The 14,106-nt window shown below is 74.0% G+C and carries 3 protein-coding genes; 1 reads left to right on the forward strand and 2 read right to left on the reverse strand.

What is annotated here, in order from left to right:
* Positions 1 to 57 precede the first annotated feature (57 nt).
* Both AC07NG_RS22670 and AC07NG_RS22675 read right to left on the reverse strand, forming a co-directional pair.
* Positions 58 to 702, reverse strand: a complete 645-nt coding sequence (locus AC07NG_RS22670) for a DedA family protein (protein ID WP_492856237.1) — start codon at positions 700 to 702, stop codon at positions 58 to 60.
* Positions 703 to 1,082: 380 nt separating this feature from the next.
* Positions 1,083 to 13,361: a hypothetical protein gene (locus AC07NG_RS22675; RefSeq protein WP_494596497.1), complete on the reverse strand. Its 12,279-nt coding sequence runs from the start codon at positions 13,359 to 13,361 to the stop codon at positions 1,083 to 1,085.
* Positions 13,362 to 13,636: 275 nt separating this feature from the next.
* On the opposite strand from AC07NG_RS22675, the gene AC07NG_RS22680 reads away from it, so the two are divergent.
* Positions 13,637 to 13,990: a hypothetical protein gene (locus tag AC07NG_RS22680; protein WP_494596498.1), complete on the forward strand. Its 354-nt coding sequence runs from the start codon at positions 13,637 to 13,639 to the stop codon at positions 13,988 to 13,990.
* The last annotated feature ends 116 nt before the right edge of the window (positions 13,991 to 14,106 follow it).

Here is a 14,106-nt window from a genome sequence, read left to right on the forward strand (position 1 = left end):
ACCCTCCCACGCCTTCGGCGCGGGCCCCTCCCTCTCTCTATGAGAGAGGGGTCGTTCCTAGGCTTCAGAGCGCGCCACCACGACGGCCTGGGCAACGCGGCGCGAGGCGGTCAGGCGCCAGGCGACGACGACACCGACCACGGTCAGGGCGACGCCGGCGGCGATGGCCAGGCCCAATTCAAGGCTGACGCCCGACAGGCTGCGGGCGGCCAGATAGCCCGGGGCCAGCAGGCTGGCGATCCAGACCACGGCCGACAGCAGGTTGGCGGTCTGGAAGGTCCAGGACTTCATCTGCAGGATGCCGGCCATGATCGGCACGAAGGCGCGCAGCGGGCCGAAGAAGCGGCCGATGAAGATCGAGGCCACGCCGTAGCGGCGGGCGAACAGGCGCGTTCGGGCGATGGTGCGGCGGTTGGCGCGGAAGACCGGGGCGCGCAGGGCGCGCGGACCCAGGCGCCGGCCCAGGCCGTAGGACACCGCGTCGCCCAGCACCGCGCCGAGCGTGCACCAGGCCAGGACTTCGAACGGATCGAGCACGCCGCCGCCGATCAGGGTGCCGGCCAGCAGCATGAGGGCCGTGGCGGGCACGAAGGCGCCGATCAGGACGAGGGATTCGGCGAAGGTCAGGGCGCCAAGGATCACGCCGGCCCAGGCTTGATGCTCAGTGACAAAAGCAGCGACGGTCTTGAGCAGAGTGTCCATGGGGATCCTTCGAGGCCCCCACATGGCGATCAACGCGCTGCGCCGCCAGTGCGCCGCACGCCGCAGCGTCAATTAAACGCGACTGTGCCCCCGGCGCCTCACCAAGGTTGGGTAGCGACTACCCGATATTGGGTAGGGGGAGGCGTTCGAGCGCTACAGCTTGACCATTTCGGCGAACGGCGTCGCCCATGAAGGAGGCTGCTGAAGGCCGTCGGATGAGGGGCCTCTTAGATCGGAGACGCGCCACCCGGCCTGACCGCCGCACGCGGCTTTCAGGTCTGAGAGACCCCTCACCCGACCTGCTTCGCAGGCCACCCTCTCCCGCAAGGGGAGAGGGGTCAGGGGCGGCGACGGAAAATGGAAGGGGTCGCCCCCTTCCCCTAGAACCGCACCCGCACGTTCAGGCCGGCGGCCTGGTTGCTGGTGCGATCGCCGAACTCGGTGGTGTAGTTGAACTTCACCGACACGCGGTCGTCGCCGATCACGTGCAGGTCGACGCCCGCGCGCCAGCCCGACTTGTCGAGCGCGGTGCGGATGTCGGCCGGGTCCGACGACGGGTTGGACCCGATCAGCTGGAACGGCATCTCGATCCGGTCGGTCGAGTTGAAGAGGCCGCCGACGGTGAACGACACCGCCGCCTGGCTCCTGGCCGTCTCCTTCATCACGAAGCCCAGGGTGAGCTCGGGATTGGCCGTGCCGATGACCTGGGTGTGCGAGAGGCCCCGCGCGCCCATGCCGTCGAGCCCGCGCTCCTCAAAGCGCTGCTGGTGCAGGCCGGTGGCCCACACGTTCAGCGCCGGGCGCACGAACAGGCGACCGTTCTCCATGACGTAGGCGAAGCGGGCGTCGGCGCGGACATAGCCGCTTTCCGGGTCGGACTCCGCACGGCCGATGGTGAAGAGCTCGACCAGGCGGGCCGTCTCCATCCATTGCCAGCCGCCCGACAGCGAGAAGGCCATCTCGGCCCCGCCGCTGCGGCGCTTGAAGCCGGCCCCGGCGCTGAGGCCCTGGCCCTGCGACCACGACCGCACGCCGTCGACCTTGACGCGGTCCAGGCGCTCCAGGCCCGCGGCCGCGGCGAACGACCAACCGCCGTCCAGAGACTGCTCGAAGCCGCCGCGCAGGCGCCCGCCCTCGGCCTTGACGCCCAGGGTGTCGAAGTCGCTCTCGCCGTCGGCCGTGGCGCGCTCGATGGTCGCCCAGGAGCACTTGCCGTCGACCTGCAGGGTCGGGTTGGCGCAGCCGAACAGCTGGGCCGAGAAGGCGTTGGACGAGGCCAGCTGGCTGCGCAGCGGGGCCAGGTGCGGCTCGGGGTTCAGGTTCTGGAAGATCTTCGTGTAGGTGGCTTCCTGGCCGGCCTGAAGGTTGCCGATCAGGGCCATCAGGCGGCCGATGCCGCCAGAGTCGCCGACGCTGATCGCCGAGTTCATGTGCCGGCCCAGGGCGCGGCCGTTCACATTGAGGAAGCCCTGGTCGAAGTGGGTGTCGAAGGCCAGCTGCACCGCGCCCGAGGTCGTCTGGATGCGGTAGTCCATCGCCAGGGTGTCGGCGATCTTCAGCCCGTTGTCGGTGACCGAGCCGCCGGCCGCGAACAGGGTGACGGGCTTGGAGTCCTGCAGCCAGGTGAGGATCACGTCGCCCGTGCCGGCCACCACCACGTCGCCGGTGGCGTTGACGCGGTCCGAAGCGTAGGGGCCGAAGGCGACGTCGAAGGCCAGGTGGCCGGTCGAGGTCTGCACATAGTGGCCGTCCAGCGCCACGGTGTTGATCACCCGCGCCCCGTAGAAGGGGTTGGTCGCGGGCGTGCCGATGGCGTCGAGATTGGCGAAGGTCGCCCCGGCCGCCAGGTCGATCGGCGTGCGCGTGGCCGACAGCCCCATCAGGAACTCGCCGGCGTTGGTGAAGGTGGCCGCGCCGCCGGGGACGGCCTGGGCCGAGATCCCCTGCGTCGACAGGCCCGAGGTCGAGACCGCCGACACCGCTAGCGGCCCGGTTCCGGCCGGATCGCGCAGGTCGATGGTCTTGAAGGCCATGAAGGTCGCGGCGGCCTTGTTGTCGAAGGCGTTGGAGCCCTCGCCCAGGTCGATGTCGCCGATGACCACGCCGCGGTTGTCGATGCGCTCGTCGCCGACGCCGCCGACGATGGCCTTGCCCGACACGGCCGAGACCAGACCGGTGTTGGCCAGGGTGTTGGCCGCGCCGCCGCTGAACTGCACGCCGGCGCCGGTTCCCGAGCCGCCGCGCACGAAGTTGTTGGTCGAGACGGCGATGTCGCCCGCCCCGTCCTCGCCCAGGCTCTGGGCGAAGACGGCGGTGGAGCCGGCGCCGGTCGCCAGCACCTGGCCGGCCAGGACGAGGTCGATCGCCCCGCCCTCGCCCGCGCCGCCGGCCGAGCCGGCGAACTTGCCGTCCACCCAACCGCCGCCGCCGCCCAGGCTCTGGGCCACGACGCCGTAGGAGCCCGCGCCCTCGGCGACGATGTCGCCGGTCTGGCGGAAGTCGATATCGCCGCCGTCGCCGACGCCGCCGTCGTTGAGGGTCACGGTCGCGCTCGAAGGCCCGCCGAACACCGCGCCGCCGCCGCCGCCGACCGATTGCAGGAAGACGCCGTGCGAGCCGGCGCCGGCCGTATAGACGGTTCCGGTGTTGACCAGGGCCACGTCGCCGCCGTCGCCGGCCGCGCCGCTGGTTCCGCCCAGGGTGACGCCCAGGCTGGAGACGCCCGAGAGGTGGACCTCGCCGCCGCCCGCGCCGATCGACTGGACCAGCAGGCCGGTGGCGTGGTCGCCCATGGTGGCGACGCCGCCGGTGAAGGCCGCTTCGACGGAGCCGCCGCCCAGGCCCGAGCCGCCGGTCGCGCCGAGGCTGGCCGTGGCCGAGGCGCCCGCGCCCTGGACGGTGAAGCCGGTCGAACCGCCGCCGCCGCCCACGCTCTGCAGGATGGCGCCGAAGGCGTTGTTCGCCGTGGTGACGACCGCCCCGCCCTGGGTGCGGCTGACGTCGCCGCCGGCCGCGTTGGTCTGGTTCTCGCCGCCAAGCGCCAGGGTCACCGCGCCCAGCAGGGCGCCGGCAGGAACCGTGACGTCGCCCGTGGCGCGACCGCCGCCGCCGCCGATCGACTGGACCAGCACGGCCGGCGTGTTGGCGCCGGTGGTGAGGATCTGGCCGGTGTGGGTGCTGTCGATCGCACCGCCGCCGACGTTCGATCCGCCCGAGCCGCCGAGGCCGAGCTCGACCTTCGTGCCGACCGGGGCGTCGACGTTCACTTCGTCGAGCTGCGCCGCCAGCAGCAGGTTCAGGTCGATCGTGCCGCCGCCGCCGCCGATCGACTGGGCGAACGAGCCGACGCCGTTGTCGCCCGCCGCGCCGAACGTGCCGGTCGAGTTGACGGTGACCTTGCCGCCGGCCGCGCCGGAGGTGTTCTCGGCCCCGGCCTTGGCGACGACCATCGGGTCGACGCGGCCGGTGGAGCCGTCGGGCTTGAGGTAGGGCTGGCCCGGCAGGCCGACGATCCCCGAGAAGTCGAGGGTCAGGGTGCCGCCGCCGCCGTTGATGCTCTCGGCCTTGATGGCCATGGCGCCGTCGCCGAGCACGGTGATGTCGCCCGAGTGGTTGACGGTGACGTCGCCGCCCTGCCCGCCCGAACCGCCGCCGACCGCGCCGACGACAGCCGCCAGGGCGTTGGAGATGATCAGGCTCTTGGCCTCGCCGGTCAGGCTGAAGGCCATCTGGGCGTCGCCGCCGCCGCCGCCGATGCTCTGGGCGACGATGCCGTGGGCGCGCGCGCCGGTGGTCAGGATCCGGCCGCTGTTGTCGACGGTCACCGAACCGCCGTCGCCGCCGTCGCCGCCGAGACCGCCCAGCGAGACGAGCGGCGAATTGGCCGTGGCCCCGATCAGCAGGTTGGCCGCGATCACGAGGCCGCCGTTGCCGCCGCCGCCGCCGATCGACTGGGCCAGCACGCCGTAGGCGTCGGCGCCCGTGGTCTGGATCAGGCCGGCGTTGTCGACCTTGACCGTACCGGCCGAATTGCCCGTGCCGCCGATGCCGCCGATGTTGAGGCCGACCGAGGCGCTGTTCTCGGCGCTCTTCAGGGCCGTCAGCGACAGGATGGTCGAGCCGTTGCCGCCGCCGCCGCCCAGGCTCTGGGCGAAGACGCCGTAGGCGCGGTCGCCGGAAGTGGCGATCGTGCCGGAATCCTCGATTCCGGCCACGGCGCGGTTGGTCACCGTGACGTCGCCGCCCGTGCCGCCGTCGCCGCCCGAACCGCCGATGTTGAGCACGTAGCGGTGGCTCTGCTTGTCGGCGCCGGTGTAGCCGCCGACCACGTCGATCACGAGGCCGCCGTCGCCGCCGCCGCCGCCGATGCTGTTGGCGCTGACGCCCGCCGCGCCGCGGCCTTCGGTGACGATCAGGCCCTCGTTGAGCACCTGAACCACGCCGCCGGCCCCGCCGGTTCCGCCCGAGCCGCCGATGTTGAGGTCGAAGGAGTCGTTGCTGTTGGTCCCTTGCGCCCGGACCTGGAGGACAGCGCCGCCGATGCCGCCGCCGCCGCCGATCGACTGGGCGCGGACGCCGAAGGAGGCCTCGCCCTGGGTGTAGATCACCCCGGTGTTGGTCACATCGACCAGGCCGCCGACCGCGCCGTCGCCGCCGGTCCCGCCCACGCTGACCGTGGCGGTGCGGGTGGTCGTGCCCGAGGGCGCGCCGCCGACCTGGAAGGCGATGGTGCGGGCCATGCCGCCCAGGCCGCCGCCGCCGCCGATCGCCTGGGCCAGGATCCCGTCGGAACGTGCGCCCTCGGTGACGATGGTCGCCGCGTTGTCGACTTCGACAGATCCCGAGATCGCGCCGACGCCGCCGGCCCCGCCGACCGCGACCGCTGCGGCCGCCGAGGCGCGGACGATGGTGTTGGACGCGCCGCCGCCGACGCCGCCGCCGCCGCCCAGGCTCTGGGCGAAGATGCCGCGGGAGTCGTCGCCGCGGGTGGTCAGATCGCCCTCGGCCGTGACCGTGACGTCGCCGCCCTCCGCGCCGAGGCCGCCGTCGAGGCCGACGCTGAGCGAGCCGCCGAAGGACTCGGCGTTGTCGCCCTGGCCGCGCGTGCCGGTGACGCTGACCGTGGTGGCGCTGGAGGCGCCGCCGCCGCCGCCCACCGACTGGGCGAAGATCGCCGAGGACTCGTTCCCCGTCGTGTCGATCGTCCCCTTCGAGGCCACGTCGACCTTGCCGCCGACGCCGCCCGAGCCGCCCAGGCGGCCGATGGTGATGTTGATCTCGTTGCGGTTCAGCGGGCCCATGGCCATGTCGAGGCCGGTGTTGCCGCCGCCGCCGCCGATCGACTGGGCGCGCAGGCCCACCGAGTCGTCGCCCAGGGTGACGATGGTCCCGACATGGTCGACGGTGACGTCGCCGCCGTCGCCGGCCGCGCCGGTGGCGCCGCCGATGGCCATGTTCAGGGCGTTGGCGTCCTTGAGCACGCCCGCGCCGATGTTGAAGTTGCCCGAACCGCCGCCGCCGCCGACCGACTGGGCCATCAGGCCGTCGCTGTGGGCGCCGTCGGTGACGATATTGCCGTTGTGGGTGACATCGACCGTGTCGCCCGAACCCGCGCCGGCCCCGTCGCCGCCAATGGTGATGATCGCCGCGATCGGGTTCTCGGCCTTGTTGGCCACGGTGGCGGCGATGGTGAAGTTCATCCCCGCCGTGCCGCCGCCGCCGCCGATGCTCTGCGCGATCAGGCCGTCGGAATCGTCGCCGAAGGTGCGGATCAGGTGCGGATCGGCCGAGCCGTCGTCGGCGTAGCCGCGCACGACCGTGACCGCCCCGGCGTTCCCGCCCGAACCGCCCGAACCGCCGACCCCGACCGCGATCGGGTTGCCGAACGGGGCGATGGCGCCGGTGGCGCTGATGCCGCCCACGCCGCCGCCGCCGCCGATCGACTGCACCAGCACGCCCTTGGCGCCGCCGGTGAAGGTCACGGCTTCCAGGCGGTCCTCGCCGGCCGCCGGATTGGCCTTCAGCTGGGCGTTGACGATGACGTCGCCGACGCTGGTCAGCGAGACGTCGCCCGCGTCGGCGCCTGTTCCGCCCTGGCCGCCGATGCCGACCGCGACCGAATAGCCGTTCGAAGACGAGGTCGATTTGCCCAGATTGACGTCGGCCGCGACGTTTAGGCCGCCCGAGCCGCCGCCGCCGGCGACGCTCTGGACCAGGATGCCGATGGCGTCGACGCCCTCGACCCAGACCTGGCCGTCCTGGGCGACGGTGACGTCGCCGCTGGCGTTGCCCGCGCCGCCCGAACCGCCCAGGCCGAACACCACCGAGGGCTCCGAGCCCGAGGTGTTCGCGCTGATCCCGCCGGAGATGTTGATGCCGCCCGCACCGCCGCCGCCGCCGATCGACTGGACCATCAGGCCGCGCGAGCGGTCCCCGGCCGCGAACAGGTTGGCGGTGACGTCGGCCGTGACGTCCTTGCCCAGGCCGCCGTCGCCGCCGAAGCCGCCGATCCCGACGGTCAGCTGGCCGTCGAGCGCGACGCCGCCGGAGACGTTGATCGCCCCCGCGCCGCCGCCGCCGCCGATCGATTGCGCGACCGCGGCGTAGCGGTCGTCGCCCACGGCCGTGACCTGCACGTAGTCGGCGCTCGGGCCGGCGATGGTGAGGTCGACCTTGCCGGCGTCGCCGCCCGCGCCGCCGAAGCCGCCGACGCCCAGCGAGATCGCCCGGCTGGCCGAAGACCCGCCCGGCGTGGTCAGGGACAGCTGGCCGGTGACGTTGAGGCCGCCCGAACCGCCGCCGCCGCCCACGCTCTGGGCCACGACGCCATTGGAGCCGTTGAGGCGCGTACGATCGGCGGGAATGGTGAATTCCAGCCCGAACAGCGGGATCTCGATCGTCAGTTCGGGCGTGGTGATGTCGGATTCCAGGCCCTGGGCCCAGACGTTGCCGGTGACGCTGGCGGTCACGTCCCCGGCGTCGCCGCCGTCGCCGCCGAAGCCGCCCAGGCCAAAGCCGAAGCTGCCGGCCGTGCCCTTGGTGGTGGCCGACAGGCCGCCGGAGACATTGATCCCGCCCTGGCCGCCGCCGCCGGCGATGCTCTGGGCGATGACGCCGTCGGAATTGGCGCCGTCGGTGATGGTGTCGCCAACGCGGGTCAGGGTCACCGCGCCGGAATCGCCGCCCGAACCGCCGAAGCCGCCGATGCCGACCGAACCCGTGCCGGCCGTGCCGGCGCTGACCGCGACCGCGCCCGAGACGTTGAGGCCGCCCGAGCCGCCGCCGCCGCCGATCGACTGGGCCACGACACCGTCGGCCTCGTCGCCCGAGGTCTGGTAGCGGCCGGTGACCGCACCAGTGACCGCCTTGGCGTCGCCGCCGCCGCCGCCGAAACCGCCGACCCCCAGACCGATGGAGACCGCCGCGTTGCTGCTGGCCGACAGGGCGACCGAGCCGGTGACGTTCATGCCGCCGTTGCCGCCGCCGCCGCCGAGGCTCTGCAGCATGGCGCCGAACGAGTTGTCGCCGACCGTGGTGACGTCGCCGGTCAGCACCCCGTCGACCGTGCTGGCGTTGCCGCCGCCGCCGCCGAAGCCGCCGAGACCGAAGCCGATCGCGCCGTTGGTTCCGGCCGAGGCGCTGACCGTGCCCGTGATGTTGAAGCCGCCCGAGCCGCCCGAGCCGCCGACGCTCTGCAGCAGCGCGCCGTGGGCGTCGGCGCCCTTGGTGCTGATGTCGCCGGTCAGGGTCGCGTTCACGAGACCCGCGTCGCCGCCGTCGCCGCCGAAGCCGCCGACCCCGACGCCCAGGGTGCCCGTGCCGCCGCCGCTGGCGGCCAGGCTGATCCCGCCGGTGATGTTGAAGCCGCCCGAGCCGCCGCCGCCGCCCAGGCTCTGATAGCTGGCCCCGAAGGCGCGGTCGCCTTCGGTCACGATGTCGCCCGTGACGCCGCCGGTGACGTCGCCGGCGTTCCCGCCCGCGCCGCCGTAGCCGCCCACGCCGACCAGGATGTTGCCGGCCACGCTCTTGGAGGCCGAGATGCCGCCGGTGACGTTGAAGCCGCCCGAGCCGCCGCCGCCGCCCACGCTCTGGACCAGCACGGCCGAGGCGTCGGCGCCTTTGGTGCCGACGTCGCCGGTGACCTTGCCCAGCACAGACGAGGCGTTCCCGCCATCGCCGCCGCCGCCGCCGATGCCGACGCCGATATTGCCCGCGCCGCTCTTGGCGGCCGACAGGCCGCCGGCGATCGAGAAGCCGCCGCTGCCGCCGCCGCCGCCCACGCTCTGGGCGACGATGGCGCGGGCGCCCTCGCCTTCCGTCACCGCCGCGATCAGGTCGCCCAGCGGATCGGCCACACCTTCGTTGACGCGCAGTTCGACCACGCCGGCGTCGCCGCCGCCGCCGCCCGCGCCGCCCACGGCCACGCTGATCGTGCCGGCGCCGTTGCCCGACAGCGCGATGCCCGCGCCGATCGACAGGCCGCCCGAACCGCCGCCGCCGCCCACGCTCTGGGCGATGATCGCGTCGCTGCGCGCGCCCTTCGTGCCGGTCGCACCGGTGACGTCGAGGGTCACCTTGCCCGCATCGCCGCCGTCGCCGCCTGCGCCGCCGATGCCGACGCTGACCGCCCCGGCCACCGAGCCGGCGCCGCCGATCGAGCCGGAGACGTTGAAGCCGCCGCTGCCGCCGCCGCCGCCGATGCTTTGGGCCACGACGCCGTCGGAGTCCGCCTTCTCGGTCAGGACGTCGCCGGTCATGGTCGCCACGACCACGCCGCCGTCGCCGCCGCCGCCGCCCGCGCCGCCGATCCCGACCGAGACGCCCGCGCCCACGGTCTGGGCCACGCCCACCGAGCCGGAGACGTTGAAGCCGCCAGAACCGCCGCCGCCGCCGACGCTCTGTACCAAGAGGCCGCCGGACTGCTCGCCCTTGGTCCAGATGTCGCCCACGACCGTGCCGGTCGCCGCGCCGGCGTCGCCGCCGCCGCCGCCCGAACCGCCGACGCCCACGGCGACGCCCACGCCGACGGTTCCACCGCCGCCGATCGAGCCGTTGACGTTGAAGCCGCCGCTGCCGCCGCCGCCGCCGACGCTCTGGACGATGACCGCCGTCGAGCGGTCGCCTTCGGTGGTCACGTCGTCGCCGATGCGGCCCGTGGCCGAGCCGCCGATCCCGCCGTCGCCGCCCGTGCCGCCGACGCCCGCCGAGGCGCCGACCCCGGCCGTGCCGGCCACGGCGATCGCGCCCGAGACGTTGTAGCCGCCGCCGCCGCCACCGCCGCCGACCGACTGGATCAGCGCGCCGATGGCGTCGTCGCCCTCGGTGGCGATCGTGCCGTCGAAATCGACATCGACCGTGCCGCCGTCGCCGCCCTTGCCGCCTGACCCGCCGACGCCCACGGCCGCCGAGGCCGAGGCCGCGCCCGCCGCAGCGCCCGCGAAGGCCACGGTGAAGCCGCCGTTGCCGCCGCCGCCGCCGACCGACTGGGCCACCAGGCCCGTCGAGAAGTCGCCTTCGGTGACGATCGCGCCGCCCGAGTCGATATCGACCGTGCCGCCCAGGCCGCCGTCGCCGCCCTTGCCGCCCAGCGCCACCGAGAAGGCGGCCGCCGCCGTCTCGCCCGCCGCGAACGAGAACGACAGGGCGAAACCGCCCGAGCCGCCGCCGCCGCCCACCGACTGGGCGAACAGGCCTTCGGAGTAGTTGCCCGTGGTCAGGATGCGCACGGCGCCGTCGATATCCACGAGGCCGCCGTCGCCGCCGGCCCCGCCCTTGCCGCCGACCGCCGCGCTGGCCCCGACGCCGTAGCCGACCGAGACCTGGGCCGCGAAGCCGCCCGAGCCGCCGCCGCCGCCCACGCTCTGGGCGAAGATCCCGCGCGAACGCTCGCCGCCGGTGACGATCAACGGATCGACATAGGCGGTGGAGCCGCCGGTGGTGATCGCGCTCTGGGTCAGGTCGATGTCGACCGTGCCGCCGTCGCCGCCGACCGAGCCCTCGCCGCCGATGGCCACGCCCGCGAAGGCGCTGATCGAAACGCTGGAGCCGCCGTTGCCGCCGCCGCCGCCGACCGACTGGGCGAAGATGCCGTGGGAGTCGTTGCCGCCGGTGAAGATCTCGCCGCTGTGGGCCACGGTGACCTTGCCCGAGGCGCCGCCGGTGCTGCCGCCGCCGCCGATGGTCAGGAACACACCGCCGGTGCTGCCGCCGTCGCCGCCGCCGCCGCCGACGCTCTGGGCCTGGATGCCGCTGGAGAGCGCGCCGCCGGTGGTGATCGAGCCGGTGTTGGTGACCGTGACGTCGCCGCCGGCGCTGGCCGCGCCACCGGTGCCGCCCAGAGTGGCCAGCCCCCCGCCGTCGCCGCCCGAGCCGCCGCCGCCGCCCACCGACTGGGCGAAGATCCCGCGCGCCTTGGCGCCCTTGGTCTCGACCTCGCCGCCGTTGGTGACGCCGACCGTTCCGCCGGCCCCGCCGCCGCCGGCCGTGCCGCCCAGCGCCACGACGCCGCCGGAGCTGGAGCCCGAACCGCCGCCGCCGCCGACCGACTGGGCGAAGATGGCGTCCGAACCGTCCTTGGTGGTCTTCACCGAGCCGTTCGCGCCGGTGGTCACGGTGACCGCGCCGCCCGCGCCGCCGGCCGCGCCTTCGCCGCCGAGGGCGACCAGGCCGCCCGTGCCGGAGGCCGCGCCGCCGCCGCCGCCCACGCTCTGAGCGAAGATCCCGCGCGCATCGAGGCCGTCGGTGGTCACGTCGCCGTCGCTGGAGACCTCGACCGTTCCACCCTTGCCGCCGGAGCTGCTCTTGCCGCCCAGGGCGACCACGCCGCCGGCCACGCCGGCGCTGCCGCCGCCGCCGCCGACCGACTGGGCGACGATGGCGTGGGAGCCCGCGCCCGTCGTGCCGACGACCGCGCCGGTTCCGACCGTGATCTTGGCCAGGCCCGCGTCGCCGCCGGTGCCGCCGTCCGAGCCCAGCGAGACGACGCCGATGCCCAGGCCGCCCGAACCGCCGCCACCGCCCACCGACTGGGCGAACAGGGCGTAGGCGCCGTCGCCGCTGGTGGTGGTGCTGGAGCCCGCCGAGGCGGTGATGGTCGCCGAGCCGCCCTTGCCGCCGGCCGCGCCGCTGTCGCCGAAGGTCACCAGGCCGATGGAGTCGCCGGCGCTGCCGCCCGAGCCGCCGATCGACTGGGCCAGCACGCCGTGGGCGTTGCGGCCGGCGGTGTGGACGATCCCGCCCTGGGTCACCGAGACCGCGCCGCCGTCGCCGCCGAACGAGCCGCCGCCGCCGTCGCCGACAATGCCGTAGCTGTCGCCGCCGTTGCCGGCCGCGCCGCCCAGGCTCTGGGCCAGGATGCCGATCGCGCCTTCCTTGGACGTCGAGATCGTTCCGGTGCTGGTCACCGTGACCGAGCCGCCCTGGCCGGGCGAACCGCCCGAGCCGCCGCCGCTGAAGATGTAGCCCGTGCCGCCGTCGCCGCCCACGCCGCTGCGGCTCTGGGCGAAGATGCCGTGCGACTCCACGCCGTCGGTGGTGATGTCGACGCTGGCGTCGAGGGTGATGTTGCCGCCGGCCCCGGCCTTGCCGCCGTGGGCCGCGTCCATGTTGCCATAGGCGTCGCCGCCCTGGCCGCCGTCGCCGCCGACGCTGGAGATGACGATGCCCGGCAGCTTGTCGGACACCACCTCGATGTCGCCGTTGTTGGCCGTGGTGATGGTGTGGCCGAACGAGGGGCCGTCGCCGCCGTCGTCGCCCGCGGTGGGGTTGTAGCCGATGGTGGCGCAGCCGATCAGCGGGATGCAGATTTCCAGGCCGCCGCCGTCGTCGCCGTTGGAGCCGTTGCCGCCGTGGCGGGCGTCGGCGAAGGTGTTCACGTCGCCCGAGGCGGTGGGGAACGAATAGCTGCCCGCGCCGGCGCCGGCCGAGCCGGCCGGCGGGGCGCCGGTGACGATGTCGCCCGACTTGTCGGTGACCACGGCCTGCGACTGGGTGGTGCTGGTCCCGACTTCCTTGACCGTGACGCTGATCACGCGGTTGTCGGCGTTCTTGGTGACCGCCGTGACCTCGTAGGACTTGCCGGTCTTCGTGTTGGTGTAGGTGTCGCCGACCGTTGTGGCCAGGAAGATGATGTTGCCGCTGGCGGTGCGGACGGCGGCGGGGGCGATGACCTCGACCACCTGCTCGTTGCTGCCGGTGACCGGGTTCAGCACGGCGTCGCCGACAGCGTAGACCGGCAGGGCGCCCATCAGGGCGACGGCGGCGACCGACGAGCCGGCCAGGTGGACGCCCAGGCGCGCGCTCTCGTGCGCGGCGGCGGCCAGCGGGGCCGACAGCACCGCGCCGGCGGTGACGATCATGGCGAGGCGACGCAGGCGCTTGGCGAAGCGCGAGCCGGCGGTGGAGGCCGCGACGGCGACTTCGGGCGCGGTCGGGTCGTCCTTGGCCTGCGAAAGGCGCTCGGCCAGGCGGCCGAGGGCGGCCTTCAGGGCGTGGGCGTCGGGATCCCCGCGCAACGACAGCGTCTGGACGAGGCCCAGCACCTGGCCCGCGGCCGTGGCCGCTTCGGAGCGCGACAGGCCTTCGGTGTCGATCGCGTGGATAAGCTGGTCGACAAGGACGGCCGCCTGGGCCAGCCGGGAAACGGGTTGCTTCTTGGCCACGATCTGAATCCCCCACGGCGCAGTTCGGTGACTGAATGGTGATATTTGAAACCTCAAGCCAGCGCTTTCTCGTCCCGGTTGACAAAAACCGTAACCAAAACCGCGCGTTCGTCGGATGGGCGACGAAGGGCGAAGCGGTCTGGAGGAAGGGATCGCGCGTGATCCCGGCCGGCGCGCGGCCGGCCCAATATGAGTAGGCCGGTGTCGAAGCTGTCCCGATCGACGTGATCTTGTAACGCGTTCCCGCCCGCTCCCGGCTCGGCTATAGGGCGAACATGGGTCGCAAGCTCACAGCATGGCGCAGGTTCGGGGCGGCGTTCGCCGCCCTGGTGCTGGCCGTGCTCGCGCTGGGTCCGAGCCTCGAGAGCGCGCTCTGCGCCGACGAAGCCCCGGCGGCGGCCGAAGCGACGGCCTTCCTGCTCGTATCAGAGACCGACCACGCTGAAGACCATGGACGCGTCGACGGCTGCGTGCACGGCCACTGCCATCACGGCGCGCCCTATGCGCCGGAGCCGGCCACCTCGGCCGCGCCTTCGCTGGTCTACGCCGCCGCGCGCCTGACGCCGGGCGAGGACGCAGCCCCGCCGGCCGGCCGGCAGTTCGACCTGATGCGACCGCCCAGGGCCTGACCTCGCCCGCGCCGACGCGCGCCCGAGACCCGTCAGATCCTTAGGACCTCCCAAGAGGAAATCCATGTCGCCTTCCCTGCGCAAGCCGCTGTCCGCGGTCCTGCTCGGCGCGGGCG

It is taken from the genome of Caulobacter sp. GW821-FHT10C03 (genome assembly GCF_059415485.1).

Excerpts from the sequence above, each read along its gene's own strand:
- AC07NG_RS22670 (WP_492856237.1), bottom strand. The coding sequence starts at position 702 with ATGGACACTCTGCTCAAGACCGTCGCTGCTTTTGTCACTGAGCATCAA.
- AC07NG_RS22680 (WP_494596498.1), top strand. The coding sequence starts at position 13,637 with ATGGGTCGCAAGCTCACAGCATGGCGCAGGTTCGGGGCGGCGTTCGCC.